Source organism: Actinokineospora guangxiensis (assembly GCF_042657845.1).
Lineage (GTDB): Bacteria > Actinomycetota > Actinomycetes > Mycobacteriales > Pseudonocardiaceae > Actinokineospora > Actinokineospora guangxiensis.
The window spans coordinates 671,830-688,355 of sequence record NZ_JBHSKF010000002.1; the positions used below are offsets into that span (position 1 = coordinate 671,830).

Annotated in this window: 2 protein-coding genes; both read left to right on the forward strand. The window is 75.4% G+C overall.

From position 1 onward, the window contains the following. The first annotated feature begins 14 nt into the window (after positions 1 to 14). Positions 15 to 12,851: a non-ribosomal peptide synthetase gene (locus ACFPM7_RS06425; RefSeq protein ID WP_378244835.1), complete on the forward strand. Its 12,837-nt coding sequence runs from the start codon at positions 15 to 17 to the stop codon at positions 12,849 to 12,851. Positions 12,852 to 13,147: 296 nt separating this feature from the next. Continuing rightward, positions 13,148 to 16,516: a non-ribosomal peptide synthetase gene (locus tag ACFPM7_RS06430; RefSeq protein WP_378244837.1), complete on the forward strand. Its 3,369-nt coding sequence runs from the start codon at positions 13,148 to 13,150 to the stop codon at positions 16,514 to 16,516. Positions 16,517 to 16,526: the final 10 nt, after the last annotated feature.

The following is a 16,526-nucleotide window of genomic DNA, read 5'->3' on the forward strand; positions in this document are numbered from 1 at the left end:
ACAGGAGCCAGACGATGAGCCAGCCCCGGCTTGAGGAAGTCCTGCCGCTGTCACCGCTGCAGCAGGGCCTGCTGTTCCACGCGATGTACTCCCCGGAGCAGTCGGCCGCCTACAACATGCAGCTCGTGCTGGACTTCGAGGGCGGCATCGACGCCGAGCTGCTGCGCGAGTCGGCGCGCCGGGTGCTGGCCCGGCACGCGATCCTGCGCACCGGGTTCCGGCACCGCAAGTCCGGCGAGCCGGTGCAGGTCGTGCTCTCCGAGGTCGCGCTGCCCTGGACCGACGTCGACCTGTCGGCCCTGGACCCCGACGCCGCCTCGGCCGCCCTGGCCGACGTGCTCGCCGAGGACAAGGCCCGCGCGTTCGACACCGCCACGGCCCCGCTGCTGCGGTTCACCCTGGTCGCCCTCGGCGGCGGCGCGCACAAGCTGGTGGTGACCAACCACCACCTGCTGCTCGACGGCTGGTCCAAGCCGATCGTGCTGGGCGAGCTGTTCGCGATCCACGCCGCGGGCGGCGACGACTCGGGGCTGCCGCCGGTCACCCAGTTCCGGGAGTACCTGGCCTGGCTGGGCCGCCAGGACCGCGCGGCGGCCGAGGACGCGTGGCGCTCCGCGCTCGCCGGGCTGGACGAGCCGACCCTGCTCACCCCCGCCGACCCGCACCGGGTGCCCGCGCCGAGCGCCGAGGTGCTCACCGCGCTGCCCCCCGCGCTCACCGCCGACGTCGTGGCCCTCGCCCGGCGGCTGGGGGTCACGGTCAACACCGTCGTCCAGCTCGCCTGGGGTCTGCTGCTGGCCCGCCTGACGCTGCGCCGCGACGTGGTGTTCGGGGCGACGGTCTCGGGCAGGCCGCCGGAGCTGCCCGGCGTCGGCGGCATGGCGGGCCTGTTCGTCAACACCCTGCCGGTGCGGGTGCGGCTCGACCCGGCCGAGCCGGTGCGCGCCGCGCTCACCCGCCTGCAGGCCGAGCAGGCGCGGCTGATGGACTGCCAGTACCTCGGCCTGCACGACGTGCAGTCCCTCGCCGGGCTGCCGGAGCTCTTCGACACCCTGGTGGTGTTCGAGAACTACACCGTCGACGAGGAGAACCTGCGCACGGCCGCGTCCGCGGTCGGCATCGTGGACGTCGGCAACAGCGACGGCACGCACTACCCGCTCAGCGCGGTGGTCAGCCTGGAGGACGGCGGCCTGCGGCTCAAGCTCGGCCACCGGCCCGACCTGCTCGACGCCGACACCGTCGTCGCGCTGGGCGAGCGCTTCGGCCGCGTCCTGGCCGCCTTCACCGCCGACCCGGACCGCCTGATATCCACAGTGGACGTCCTGGGCGACGGGGAGAGGCAGCTGCTGGCCTCGGTCAACGCGACCGGGCGGGACGTGCCCGCGACGACGCTGCCGGAGCTGTTCTCCGCCCAGTGCGCCGCCACTCCGACCGCGACCGCGCTGGTCTTCGGCGACGACGCGCTGACCTACGCCGAACTGGATGAGCGGGTCGAGACGCTGGCCAGGAGCCTGGCCGCGCGCGGCGCGCGCCCGGAGCGGTTCGTCGCGGTGTGCGTGCCCCGCTCGCTGGAGCTGGTCATCGCCCTGCTCGCCGTGCAGCGCGCGGGCGCGGCGTACGTGCCGATCGACCCCGACCACCCGGCCGACCGGATCGCCTTCACCCTGGTCGACGCCGACCCCGTCCTGCTGGTCACCGTCGCCGACCTGGCCCCCGCCCTGCCCTGGACCGGCCCCCGCGTGCTGCTGGACGCCCCGCCCGAGGACGCCCCCGCCGCGGACCTCACCGCCCCGCGGCCGGGGTCCCCGGCCTACCTGATCTACACCTCCGGCTCCACCGGGCGCCCCAAGGGCGTGGTCGTGCCCCACTCGGGCATCGTGAACCGGCTGCTGTGGATGCAGCAGGAGTACCGCATCGACGCCACCGACCGGGTCCTGCAGAAGACTCCGGCGGGCTTCGACGTGTCGGTGTGGGAGTTCTTCTGGCCGCTGATCACCGGGGCCGCCCTCGTCGTCGCCGCCCCGGACGGCCACCGCGACCCGGCGTACCTGGCCGAGGTGATCCGGCGCGAGCGCGTCACCACCGTCCACTTCGTGCCGTCGATGCTGGCCGCCTTCCTCACCGACCCCGACGCGGCGCGCTGTACGGGCCTGCGCCGGGTGATCTGCAGCGGGGAGGCCCTGCCGCGCGAGCTGGTGTCCCGCTTCCAGGCCGCCCTGGACGTCCCCCTGCACAACCTCTACGGCCCGACCGAGGCCTCGGTCGACGTCAGCCACTGGGCCTGCGGGCGCGACGAGGGCAGCGGCCCGGTGCCGATCGGGTCGCCGGTCTGGAACACCGGCCTGCACGTGCTCGACGCCGACCTGCGCCCGGTGCCGCCCGGCGCCCCCGGCGAGCTGTACCTCTCCGGCGCGCAGCTCGCCCGCGGCTACCTGCGGCGCGCGGGCCTGACCGCGCAGCGGTTCGTGGCCGACCCGTTCGGCGAGCCCGGCGCGCGCCTGTACCGCACCGGCGACCTGGCCCGCAGGCGCGCCGACGGCGTGGTGGAGTACATCGGCCGCACCGACGATCAGGTCAAGGTCCGCGGCCAGCGCGTCGAGCTGGGCGAGGTCGAGGACGCGCTGGCCCGCCACCCCGACGTCACCGCCGCCGCAGCGCTCGTGCGCGAGGACCGCATCGTCGGCTACCTGGTGCCCGCCCGCGCCGCGGACGCCCGCGACCGGGCCGCCGAGGGCGAGCAGGTCGCCGAGTGGGCCACGGTCTACGACTCCCTCTACGCGGGCGGGGAGCAGGCCGAGCTGGGCGAGGACTTCGAGGGCTGGCACAGCACCTACGACGGCGCGCCGATCCCGCTGCCGCAGATGCGCGAGTGGCGCGACGCCGTGGTCGAGCGCGTGCTGGAGGGCGGTCCCCGGCGCGTGCTGGAGATCGGCGTCGGCACCGGCCTGATCATGGCCCACGTCGCGCCGCGCTGCGCGGAGTACTGGGGCACCGACCTCTCCGGCCAGGTCATCGCGAACCTCGGCGCACAGCTGGAGACCAGGCCGGAGCTGGCCGCGAAGGTGGTGCTGCGCGCGCAGCCTGCGCACGTGGCCGACGGGCTGCCCGAGGGCGCCTTCGACACCGTGGTGATCAACTCGGTGGCGCAGTACTTCCCGAACGCCGACTACCTCATCGAGGTGCTGCGCCAGGCCCAGCGGCTGCTGACCCCCACCGGGCGCGTCGTGCTCGGCGACCTGCGTGACCGGCGGCTGGTGCGGGCGTTCGAGACCGCCGTGGCGCTCGGCCGGTCCGGGGAGGCCGACGGCCGCCCGGACGACGCCGCCGCGGTGCGCGCCGCGGTCGAGCAGGCCATGGCCACCGAACGCGAACTGCTCATCGCGCCGGAGTTCTTCGCCGCGCTCACCGACCTCGGCACGGCGGACGTGCGCATCAAGACCGCCGAACACCACAACGAGCTGTCCCGGTACCGCTACGACGTGGTGCTGCACAAGGCCCCCGTGGAGCAGCCGCCGGTGCGGGTCGTGCGCTGGGGGAGCGACGTGCACGACCTCGCCGACCTCGACGCCGCGCTGGCGGACGCGGGCGACGTCCGCGTGATCGGCCTGCCCAACGCGCGCCTGGCGCACGAGGCCGCCGCCGCCCGCGCGGTGTTCGACGGGCGTCCGCTCGACGCCGCACTCGCCGCCCTGCGCACGCCGACCGGGGTCGACCCGGCCGAGGTGCTGCGCCACGCCGCCGGGCTCGGCAGGCCAGTCGCCCTGACCTGGACCGCGGGCGCCGACGACGGCCGCTTCGACGCCGTGTTCGGCGCGCGCGGGTCCAGCGTCCCCCCGCTCTGCCCGCCGCCCGCCGGTGACGGCGACCCGCGCGCCCACGCCAACGACCCCGTCGCCTCGCGCGAGGCCGGGGCGCTGATCGCCGCGGTGCGCGAGCAGGTCGGCGCGTGGCTGCCCGAGCACATGGTGCCCACCGCGTTCGTCGTGCTCGACGCCCTCCCGCTCAGCGCCAACGGCAAGCTCGACCGCAAGGCGCTGCCCGCCCCCGGCCCCGTCGTCTCGGTGTCGCAGCGCGGTCCCCGCACCCCGGTGGAGACCACGCTGTGCAAGCTGTTCGCCGAGGTGCTCGGCCTGCCGTCGGTGGGGATCGATGACTCGTTCATCGCCTTGGGCGGCAACAGCATCACCTCGATCCAGCTGGTCAGCCGCGCCCGCGCGGAAGGGCTGGCGCTCACCCCGCGCGAGGTCTTCCTGCACGGCACGGTCGAGGCGCTGGCCCAGCTCGTGCCGCAGGGCCAGGACGCGCCCGCCGAGCGGATCGACCCCACCGGCCGGTTCGCGCCGACGCCGATCATGCACTGGTGGCGGGAACTGGCTGGCCCGCTGGACGGCTTCAGCCAGATGACGCTGCTGCGGGTCCCCGCCGACCTCGGCCAGGGCAGGCTCACCGCCGCCGTGCGCGCCGTGGTCACCGCCCACGACGCGCTGCGCGCCCGGCTGCACCGCGAGGCCGGGCGCTGGGAGCTGGAGGTCGTCGGGGCGGCCGCGGTGGACCCCGCCGACCTGGTCGAGCGGGTCGAGGTCACCGGCGTCCCCGCCGATCAGCTCGCCGCGACGATGGCCGAGCACGGGGAGCGGGTCCGCCGCGCCCTGTCCCCGGAGACCGGCGCGGTGTTCCGGGTGGTCTGGTTCGACGCAGGCGAGCAGCCGGGCAGGCTCCTGGTGATCGCCCACCACCTGGTGGTCGACGGCGTGTCCTGGCGCGTCCTGCTGCCGGACCTGCGCACCGCGTGGGAGGCCGTCGCCGCGGGCAGGCCGCCCGTGCTCGACCCGACCGGCACCTCGGTGCGCGAGTGGTCGCACGCCCTGACCGCCCGCGCCGCCGACCCGGCGCAGCTCGCCGAGATGGCGGTGTGGACGGCGATGTCCGCCCGCGGCGAGCGCCCGCTGGGCGCGCGCCCGGTCGACCCGCTGCGCGACACCATGGGCACCGCGGCCCACCACACCACCACGCTGCCCGCCGAGCTGACCGCCCCGCTGCTGACCGAGGTCGCGCCCGCGTTCCGCGCACGGATCAACGAGGTCCTGCTGACCGGGCTCGCCCTGGCCGTGGCCCGCTGGCGTCGGGGGACGGGCACCGGCGTGCTGGTCGACCTGGAGGGCCACGGCCGGGAGGAGTTCACCGCCGAGCTGGACCTGGCCCGCTCGGTCGGCTGGTTCACCGCGCTGTACCCCGTCCGCGTCGACCCCGGCGTCGGCGACTACACCACGGCCGACCCGGTGGCCCTGGCCGCGGCGGCCAAGCGCGTGAAGGAGCAGCTGCGCGCCGTCCCCGGCGGCGGCCTCGGCTACGGCGTCCTGCGCTACCTCAACCCGGAGACCGGGCCCGTGCTCGGCGCGCTCGACGGCGCCCAGATCGGGTTCAACTACCTCGGCCGCTTCGCCGCCGCCGGGCCGGACGGGGGCGGGACCGACTGGGCCGCCGCCGCCGAGGGCACCGGTCTCGGCGGCGGGGTCGACGCGGCCATGCCGCTGACCCACGCCGTCGACGTCAACGCCGCCACCCACGACCACGAGGACGGCCCGCGGCTGGTCGCCACCTGGACCTGGCCCGCCGAGCTGTTCGGCGGGACCGAGGTCGTGGAGCTGGCCGAGCACTGGTTCGCCGCGCTGCGGGCGCTGGTCGCCGCCGCGCGCGCCGCGGGCGGGCTGACCCCGTCCGACCTCGCGCTGGTCGACATCTCCCAGAGCGAGATCGAGCGGCTGGAGCGCGCCCAGCCCGCCCTCGACGACGTGCTGCCGCTCTCCCCCCTGCAGGAAGGCCTGCTGTTCCAGGCCGCAACCGCCGATCGGGACGCCGCCGACCCCTACACCGTCCAGCTCGCCCTGGACATCGAGGGCGACCTCGACACCGCGCGCCTGCGCGCCGCCGCGGCGGCCCTGCTGGTGCGGTACCCGAACCTGCGCGCCTGCTTCCGCTACGACAGCACCGGCGCGGCCGTGCAGCTGGTGCCCCGCTCGGCCGAGCCGCCCTGGTCCGAAGTGGAGATCCTGGACCCGGTGGCGCTGGCGGACTTCATGGCCGCGGACGCGGCGACCCGCTTCGACATGGCGACCGCCCCGCTGATCCGGTTCACCGTGATCCGCACCGGCGAGCGGACCCACCGGTTCGTCTTCACCCACCACCACATCCTGCTCGACGGGTGGTCGATCCCGCTGGTCGTCGCCGACCTCTTCCGCGGCTACCGCGCGGGAACGCCCGGACCGGGCAGGGCCACGCCCTACCGCGAATACCTCGTCTGGCTGGCCGGGCAGGACCGCGCGGCCACCGAGGCGGCCTGGCGCGCCCACCTGGCCGACGCCACCGCGACGCTCATCGCGCCGAGGGGCGGTCAGGACAGCGCGCGCACCTCCGCGGAGGTGCGCCTGCGCCTCGGGGCCGAACTCTCGGGCGCGGTGGACAAGGCCGCGCGCAGGCACGGTCTGACGCTGAACACCCTGGTGCAGGCGGCGTGGGCGGTGGCGCTCGGCAGGCTCACCGGCCGCGCCGACATCACCTTCGGCAGCACGGTCTCCGGCAGGCCGCCGGAGATCCCCGGCGTCGAGCGCATGGTGGGCCTGTTCATCAACACCGTCCCGACCAGGGTCCGGCTGGACCCGGGGGCCCGCCTTGTCGACGCGCTGCTGCGGTTGCAGCGCGAGCAGGCCGAACTCTCCGCCCACCAGTACCTCGGGCTCGCCGACATCCAGCGCGCCGCGGGCGGCGGCGACCTGTTCGACACCCTGGTCGTGGTGGAGAACTACCCGGTCGACACCGATGAGCTGAGCGAGTCGGCGGGCGACCTGCGGGTGCTCGACACCGCGGGCCGCACCGCCATCCACTACCCCATGGGCCTCATGGCCGCCGAGACCGCCGACGGCCTCGCGCTGCGCCTGGCCTACCGGCCCGAGCTGGTCGAGCCCGCCACGGCCGAGTCGCTGACCTCCTGGGTGCGCGGCTTCCTCGGCGACTTCGCCGCCGACCCGACGCGCACCGTCGGCGCCCTCGACCCGCTCTCGCCCGCCGAACGCGACGCCCTTCTCGACGTGAGCACCGACCTGAACTCGGAGGTGAACTCGCAAGAGGTGCCCGTGCGCCTGTTCGGCGAGCTGTTCGAGCGGCAGGTGGCGCGGACCCCGCACCACACCGCGGTCGTGCACGGCGGCGACTCCCTGACCTACGCCGAACTCGACGCCCGGGCGAACCGCCTGGCACACCTGCTGATCGCCCGCGGCGCGGCCCCGGAGCGCTTCGTGGCCGTGGTCATGCGCCGCTCCGTCGACTGGCTGGTGGCGGTGTGGGCGGTGCTGAAGTCGGGCGCGGCCTACGTCCCGATCGACCCGGACTGGCCGAGCGAGCGGCGCGCGCTGCTGCTGGCGGACGTGCGCCCCGTCCTGGTCGTCGCCGACACCGACATCGCCGGGGACATCGCCGGGGAACTCGCCACCGACACACCCGGTGAGCACGCCGTCGTGGACACCGGACAGGCGGCCGGGCAGCCGGACACCGCCCCGCGCACCGCAGCCCGGCCCGACCACCCGGCCTACGTCGTCTACACCTCCGGCTCGACCGGCGTCCCCAAGGGCGTGGTGGTGACCCACCGCGGTATCGCCGCCCTGGCGGCCACCCACGCCGAGCGGTGCGCGGTGACCGAGGACAGCCGGGTGCTGCAACTGGTGCCGATCACCTTCGACGTCTCCCTCGCCGACCTGGCGACCGCCCTGCCGCACGGCGCCGCGCTGGTCCTGCCCGAGCACGGCGGGCCACTGGTCGGCGACGACCTCGCCGACGAGATCGACCGCTCGGGCGCCACCCACGTGCTGCTGTCCGCCGCTGTGCTCGCCACCCTCCCGGACCGGGAGCTGCCGAGCCTGCGCTGCCTGGTCAGCGGCGGCGAGGCCCTCTCCGGCGAGGTGGTCGCCCGCTGGTCGCCGGGGCGGCGGGTCGTCAACGCCTACGGCCCGACCGAGGTCACCTGCACCGCCACCGCCAGCGCCCCGCTGAGCGGCGCGGGCACCCCCGACATCGGCAGGGCCGCGGCCGACACCGCGGTGCACCTGCTCGACGACTGGCTGCGGCCGGTGCCCGTGGGCGCGGTCGGCGAGATCCACGTCGGCGGCTCCGGCGTCGCCCGGGGCTACCTGGGGGACCCGGCGCGGACCGCGGCGCGGTTCGTCGCCGACCCGTTCGGCGGGCCCGGCGCGCGCCTGTACCGCACCGGCGACCTGGCCCGCCGCCGCCCGGACGGGACGCTGGAGTTCGTCGGCCGCGCCGACGACCAGGTCAAGGTCCGCGGGATCCGGGTCGAACTGGGCGAGGTCGAGTCGGTGCTGCGCGCCGTGCCCGGCGTCGCGGCGGCCGCCGCGGTGGTCCGCGAGGACCAGCCCGGCGACAAGCGCCTCGTCGCCTACCTGGTGGGGCGAGACGGGGCGCTGGATGTCGCGGATGTGCGGGCGGCGGTCGCTGCCGCGGTGCCCGCGCACCTGGTGCCCTCGGCGTTCGTGGTGCTGGCGGCGCTGCCGCTCAACGCCAACGGCAAGGTCGACCGGGCCGCGCTCCCCGCCCCCGCCGAGGAGGCGGTGGCGGGCCGGGCGCCCGCCACCCACGCCGAGACCGTGCTCTGCGCCCTGTTCGCCGAGGTCCTCGGCCGCGGCGAGGTCGGGGTCGAGCAGGACTTCTTCGACCTCGGCGGGCACTCGCTGCTGGCCACCCGGCTCGTCGGGCGGGTCCGCGCGGAGCTGGGCAGGGAGCTGGCCGTCCGCTCGGTGTTCGAGGCCCCGACCCCCGAGGCGCTCGCCCGGCTGCTCGCCGACGCCGCCACGGGCCGGGCCCCGCTGCGGCGCGCGCGGCGGCCCGAGCACATCCCGATGTCCTTCGCGCAGCGGCGGCTGTGGTTCCTCGACAAGCTGGGCGATCACGGCGGCGCCTACAACATCCCGGTGGCCCTGCGCCTGATCGGCGCCCTGGACGTCGAGGCGATGCGCGCCGCCCTGTCCGATGTGCTCGCCCGGCACGAGAGCCTGCGCACCGTCTTCCCCGACGGCGACGACGGCCCGGTGCAGCTGGTGCTGCCCGCCCGCCCGGTCGAGCTGCCGGTGACCGCGGTGTCGGAGTCCGATGTGGACGTCGAGATCGCCGCGGCGGCGGGCGCGGGCTTCGACCTCGCCCGCAAGCTGCCGCTGCGCGCGCGGCTGTTCCGCCTCGCCGACGGCGACCACGTGCTGCTGGTCGTGGTCCACCACATCGCCGGCGACGGCTGGTCCATGCGCCCGCTGATGGCCGACCTCGCCGACGCCTACGCCGCCCGCCGCGACGGAGCGGCCCCCACCGGACAGCAGCTGCCTGTCCAGTACGCCGACTACACGCTGTGGCAGCGGCAGGTCCTGGGCTCGGAGGACGACCCGGCCAGCCCCATCTCCGCGCAGCTGCGCTTCTGGCGCGACACCCTGGCGGGCGCTCCGGAGGAGCTGGCGCTGCCCACCGACCGGCGGCGCCCGGCCGTGGCGGGCTACCGGGGTGAGGCGCTGAGCGTGCGCGCGGACCCCGCGCTGCACGCCGGTCTGCGGACGCTGGCGAAGGAGTCGGGGTGCAGCCTGTTCATGGTCGCCCAGGCGGCCGTGGCCGCGCTGCTCTCGCGCTTGGGCGCGGGCCGCGACATCCCGCTGGGCACCGTGATCGCGGGCCGCACCGACGCCGCGCTGGACGACCTCGTCGGCTTCTTCGTCAACACCCTGGTCCTGCGCACCGACCTGTCCGGCGACCCCAGCTTCCGCGAACTGCTGTCCAGGGTGCGCACGGCCGACCTCGCCGCCTACGCCAACCAGGACGTGCCTTTCGAGCGGCTGGTCGACGTGCTCAACCCCGTGCGGTCGCTGAGCAGGCACCCGCTGTTCCAGGTGCTGCTGGTCTTCCAGAACACCGGGTCGATCGACCTGGACCTGGCGGGCCTGGCCGTGGCCGCCCAGCCGCTGCCGCCCTCGCCCGCCAAGTTCGACCTGTCGTTCACCTTCGCCGAGTCCGGCCCGGAGACGACCGCGGGCGGTGAGCAGTCTGCCGGGGACCTGCGGTGCACCATCGAGTACAGCCTGGACCTGTTCGACCCGGGCACGGTGCGCGCTCTCGGCGAGCGGCTGCTGCGTCTGCTGGCCGCGGTCGTCGCCGACCCGGACGCCCCCGTCGCCGACATCGACGTGCTGACCGCCGACGAGCGCCACCGGGTGCTGGTGGACTGCAACGGCGAGGACCGCCCGGCCGCGCCCAGCACCGTCCCCGACGTCCTCGCCGCCCAGGTGGCCGCGACGCCGGACGCGCCCGCGGTGGAGTTCGCGGGTCGGACGCTGACCTACCGGGAACTCGATGAGCGCGCCAACCGGCTCGCCCGCGCGCTCATCGCCCGAGGGGCGGGCCCGGAGCGTCTGGTCGCGCTCGCGCTGCCCCGCTCGGCGGAGCTGGTGGTCGCGGTGCTGGCGGTGCTGAAGTCCGGCGCTGCGTACGTGCCGGTCGACCCGAAGTACCCGGCCGACCGGGTCGCCTACATGATGGACCAGGCGCGCCCCGCGCTGGCCATCGTGGACGAGACCACGGCGGACGTCGTCGGCGCGGTGCCCACCATCGACGTGAGCGCCGCGCACGACATGCGCGAGGTGCCCGACGGCTCCGGCGCGCCGATCACCGACGCCGACCGGCTCGCCCCGCTGCTGCCCGCGCACCCCGCCTACGTCATCTACACCTCCGGGTCGACGGGCAGGCCCAAGGGCGTCGTGGTCGAGCACGCCAGTGTCGTGGACCTGCTCGCCTGGGCGGTCGGCGACATCGGACGCGACCGGCTCTCCCGGGTGCTGTTCTCCACCTCGCTCAACTTCGACGTGTCCGTCTTCGAGCTGCTGTCCCCGCTGGCCTGCGGCGGATCGGTCGAGGTGGTCGCCGACGTGCTGGCGCTGCTGGAGCGGCCGTGGTCGGGCAGCCTGCTCAGCGCCGTCCCCTCGGCGCTGGCGCAGGTGTTCGCCCAGGACGGCGTCCGGGTCCGCGCCGACATGGTGGTGATGGCGGGCGAGGCGCTGCCCGCCGCGCTGCTCGACCGCGTCCGCGACGCCGTGCCCGGCGCCGGGATCGCCAACATCTACGGGCCCACCGAGGCAACGGTGTACTCCACCGCCTGGTACTCCGCCGACTCGCGGGCCGGCGACGGCGCGCCCACCATCGGCCGCCCGGTGTGGAACACCGGCGCCCGCGTCCTGGACGACCGGCTCCGGCCGGTGCCCCCGGGGGTGGCGGGCGAGCTGTACCTGGCGGGCCCCGGTCTGGCCCGCGGCTACCTCGGCAGGCAGGGCCTCACCGCGGAGCGGTTCGTCGCCGACCCGTTCGGTGCGCCGGGCGGGCGGATGTACCGCACCGGAGACCTGGTCCGGCACACCGCCGACGGCGAGATCGACTACCTCGGCCGGGCCGACCACCAGGTGAAGCTGCGCGGGTTCCGCATCGAGCTAGGCGAGATCGAGGCCGTCCTCACCGACGGCGAGGACATCGCCCACGCGGTCGCGCTGGTCCGCGCGGACCCCGGCGGCCACCAGCGCCTCGTCGCCTACGCCGTGCCGCGGCCGGGCGCGCGGCCGGTGGCCGCCGACCTGCGCTCCCGGGTGTCCTCGGCGCTGCCGGAGTACATGGTCCCCGCCGCGGTGGTCGTGCTGGACGCGCTGCCGCTCAACCCCAACGGCAAGCTCGACCGCGCCGCCCTGCCCGATCCCGAGTTCGCCGCCACCGAGCGCTCGCGCGGACCGCGCGACCCGAGGGAGGAGCTGCTCTGCGGGCTGTTCGGGGAGGTGCTGGGCGTGGCGCGGGTCGGCATCGACGACAACTTCTTCGACCTCGGCGGCGACAGCATCGTGTCCATCCAGCTCATGAACCGGGTGCGCGCCGTGCTCGGCGTGCGGTTGCCCAACCGGGTGATCTTCCAGGCGCAGACCGTGGCGGAGCTGGCCGAGCAGCTCGACGGCGGGGCCGAGCGGGCCGACGCCTTCGACGTGCTCCTCCCGCTGCGGGAGAGCACGACGGGGGAGCCGCCGCTGTTCTGCGTGCACCCGCTCGGCGGCCTCGGGTGGGGCTACACGCCGCTGCTGCGCCACATCCGACCGCAGATCGGCGTGTACGCCCTGCAGGCGCGCGGGATCGGCGCGGAGGCCGCGCTGCCCCGCGACGCCGCGGCGGTGGCCGCCGACTACGTCGAGCAGATCCGGCGGGTGCAGGCCCACGGCCCGTACCGGCTGTTCGGCTGGTCCTTCGGCGCGCTGATCGCCCACGAGATGGCCGTGCTGCTCCAGGAGGCGGGCGAGGAGATCGAGGTGCTGGTCAACGTAGACCAGATCCCGCTGACCGCCGACCTCCCGCTCGCCTTCCACGAGCCCGACGAGCAGGCGGTCCTCGGCGCGCTGCTCGACCAGGTCGGCTCCTCGGCCGAGGAACTGGGCGTCGAGCGGCTGGAGTACACCCGGGTGATGGACGTCCTGCGCGAGCGGGGGAGCGCGCTGGCCGGGTTCGAGAAGGAGCACGTGCTGCGGCTGGGCGCGGTGGCCGAGAACAACCACCGGATCACCGTGAATTACGCGCCCCGCGCCTTCCGGGGACGGTTGTCCGTGATCGTGTCCACACCGGACCCCGCTGCGGCGGACGCCCGGTGCGCGGATTCCCGGGCGGCGTGGGCCGGTCACGTCGACGGCCCGATCGACACCTACCCGGTCACCGCCGAGCACCGCAGGCTCTTCACCACCGGACCGATCGCCGAGATCGGCGCGATCGTGTCCGGCCTGCTCGGCTAGTGCCTCGACCCAGAACGTTTGCCGAGACAGGGTGAAGGTCCCGGGTCGAGGCGCTAGCAGGTCGGCGGCGACCCGGCAAGAACGATTCGAGAAATGTGAAGGGAATGTCCCAGCAGGACTGGAAGTCGGATTATCCAGCACAGTTGCGGAACTTCGATCCAGTTCTGACTGGTGGCCGGAAAGGCTTTTCGTCACTGCCCTTTCCGATACGCTCGGAATCAAGCGGAATGGAATGTCGCACCCGGTCACAGCGGGCGGAGCGGCGGAGAGGACACCGCATGCGGACGGAGAGCGGAGTGACCGCGCGAGTCGGACCGGACATCGGCGCGGTCCAGCTCGGCAGCACCGCGCCGGAGGCCGTCCACAAGGGAGCGGCGGTGCCGCTCTGGTGCGAGGAGCCGCCCGGGGAGCCGGGGTCCGCCGCCGAGACCGCGCGGCGCGTCCCCGACGCTGCCGACCTGCCCGCCGCCGTCCTCGCCGCGCACGCCAAGGTCCTGGCCGCGGTCACCGGCGACCCCGATGTCGTCTTCGGCCTGGTGCGCGGGGCCGGCGGCCCGCGGCTGCACCGGATGAGCGTCGGCGCGGGAACCTGGCGCGAACTGGCCGCGGACGCCGCCGCGGTGGTGGGCGAGGCGGTGGCCGGGGCCTTCGACGTCGTGCTCGACCTCTCCGGCCGTGGCGAGCACCGCGGCCGGACGCTGACCCTGCGGCTCGACCAGCGCGACGGCGGGCCGTGGCTGGCCCTGCGCCACCACACCGCGGCAATCAGCCCCGCCCACGCCTCCCGGCTGCTCGGCTACCACCTGAGCGCCCTGCGCGCACTCGCCGAGGCCCCCGACGCCGAGCACCGCGCCACCACCCTGCTCTCCCCGGCGGAACTGGAGTTGCAGCTCAACGGGCTGGCCGGACCCGAGCGCCCGCTGCCGGACGCGCGCTTCCACGAGCTGTTCGAGCGCCGCGTCGCCCGGCACCCCGGGGCGTTCGCCGCCGAGCACCGCGGCGAGCGGCTCACCTACGCCGAGCTGAACTCGCGCGCCAACCGGGTCGCCAGGGCGCTGCTGGCACGCGGAATCGCCGCCGAGGACGTCGTCGCGGTGGTGACCGAGCGCGACCTGGACTGGCTGGTCGCCGTGCTCGCCGTCGTCAAGGCGGGCGGCGCGTACCTGCCGCTGGAGCCCGGCTTCCCGCCCGAGCGGATCGCGGGCATGCTCGCCACCGCGGGCGCGCGGTTCGTGCTGAGCGCCCCCGGGGCCGACCGCGCCGTGGACGCCACCGCGCTGCTGGTGCCCGACCTGGCCGCCGAAGGCGACGACGACACCAACCCCGGCGTGCCGGTGCGGCCGGACCAACTGGCCTACCTGTACTTCACCTCCGGCTCCACGGGCACGCCCAAGGGCGCGATGTGCGAGCAGGACGGCATGCTCAACCACCTGCTGGCCAAGATCGAGGACCTGGGCGTCCGCGAGGGCGACGTGATCGCCCAGACCGCGCCGCAGTGCTTCGACATCTCCCTGTGGCAACTCCTGGCCGCGCTGCTCGTGGGCGGACGCACCGTGCTCGTGGAGCAGGACGCGGTTGTCGACCCCGGCCGCTACCTCGACCGCGTCGTCGGCGCGGGCGTCCACGTGCTGCAAGTGGTCCCGTCCTACCTGGAGGTCATCCTGTCGCAGGTGGAGGCCGCCCCGCGCGACCTCGGCGGGCTGCACTGCGTCTCCGTGACAGGGGAGGCGCTCAAACCCGCTCTCGTGCGGCGCTGGTTCGCCCAGTACCCCGACATCGCCCTGGTCAACGCCTACGGCCTCACCGAGACCAGCGACGACACCAACCACGCCGTGCTGCGCGCCGCGCCCGATGACGACGTGGTGCCGCTGGGCAGGGCGATCCGCAACACCCGGGTCCACGTGGTCGATGAGGACCTGCGCCCGGTGCCCCTGGGCAGCCCGGGGGAGATCGTGTTCTCCGGCGTCTGCGTCGGCCGCGGCTACGTCAACGACCCCGAGCGCACCCGGGCGGCGTTCCTGCCCGATCCGCACCGCCCCGGCGCGCGGCTGTACCGCTCCGGCGACTTCGGCCGCTGGCTTCCCGGCGGCGACCTGGGCTTCGCCGGGCGGCGCGACGCGCAGGTGAAGGTGCGCGGCTTCCGCATCGAACTGGGCGAGATCGAGAACCGCCTGCTCCAGGTCCCGGCCGTGCTCGACGCCGCCGTCGTGGTCGTCGAGGACGATGCCGGGGAGAAGGAGATCGTCGCCTGCTACGCCGCGGCCGAGGAGATCGCCGCGACGGCGATCGGCGATGAGCTGGCCCGCGGCCTGCCGCACTACATGGTGCCCGCCCGCTACCGCAGGCTGCCCGTCCTACCGCTCACCCCGAACGGCAAGACCGACCGGAAGGCGCTGGCGGCGCTGGTCGCCCGCGCCCACCCCGCCGCGGCGGCGGTCGCGCCCGCCACCCCGACCGAGCGCCGCCTCGCCGCCGCCTGGGCCGGGGCGCTGCGTGTGCCGGTGGAGCGCATCGGCCGCGACGACGACTTCTTCCGGCTGGGAGGCACCTCGCTGTCGGCCGTGCGGCTGGTGATCGCCGCGGACCGCTGGTTCTCCCTGGAGGAGCTCAAGACCCACCCGGTGCTCGCCGAGCTGGCCGGACTGCTCGACGCCCGACCGGGCGCCGCCGTGGCGGTCGCCCGGCCCGTCGGCCCCGCGCCCGCCGCGACGACCCCGGGGGACGGCCCGCCGGTCATCGAGGCGTCCGCGCCCGAGGGCGCCGCCCGGTGGGTCGCCGACCACGTGGAGGACCTGCGCGCGGTCATCGCCGCCGACGGCGCGGTGCTCGTGCGCGGCCTGGGGATCGCCGACGCGGGCCAGGTGGCCGAGCTGAGCCGGGCGCTGGCCCCGCCGGTGATCGAACGCGAGGGGTTCGCCCCGCGCCTGCGGCACGCCGACGGCGTGTACTCCTCCTCCGAGTGGCCCGCCGACCAGCCGATGTGCATGCACCACGAGCTGAGCCACGCGCTGGAGTTCCCCAGCCTGATGATCTTTGGATGCGTGCGCGCCCCGCGCACCGGCGGCGCGACCGCCCTCGCCGACGCGCGGGCCGTGCTCGACGCCCTCCCGCCGGAGGTCCTGGGCGACTTCGAGCGCCGGGGCTGGAGCGTCTCCCGCAACTACAACGACCTGGTCGGCGTCGCGTGGGCGGACGCGTTCGGCGCCACCACCGCCGATGAGGTCGCCGCGTACTGCCGGGCCAACGGCGTCGAGCACACCTGGCGCGGGCGCGAGCTGCGCACCACCGCGCGCAGGCCCGCCGTCGTCCGCCACCCGGTCACCGGCGAGCGGTGCTGGTTCAACCAGGCCGCCTTCCTCAACGAGTGGACCATCGACGCCGACGTCCGCGCGTTCCTGACCGCCGAGTTCGGCCGCGACGGCCTGCCCTTCACCACCGCCTACGGCGACGGCTCGCCCATCGGGCCCGACACCGTCACCGCGATCAACGACGCCTACTCCTCGGTGACCCGCCGGACCCCCTGGCGCGACGGTGACCTGCTGATCGTGGACAACATCCGCACCGCGCACAGCCGCGAGGCCTACACCGGCGAGCGGGAGGTGATCGTGTCCATGGCGGGCCCGGTCCGCCTCGCCGACTGCGACCCGGTGTGGCCCGCGCCCTGAGCCTGCCCCT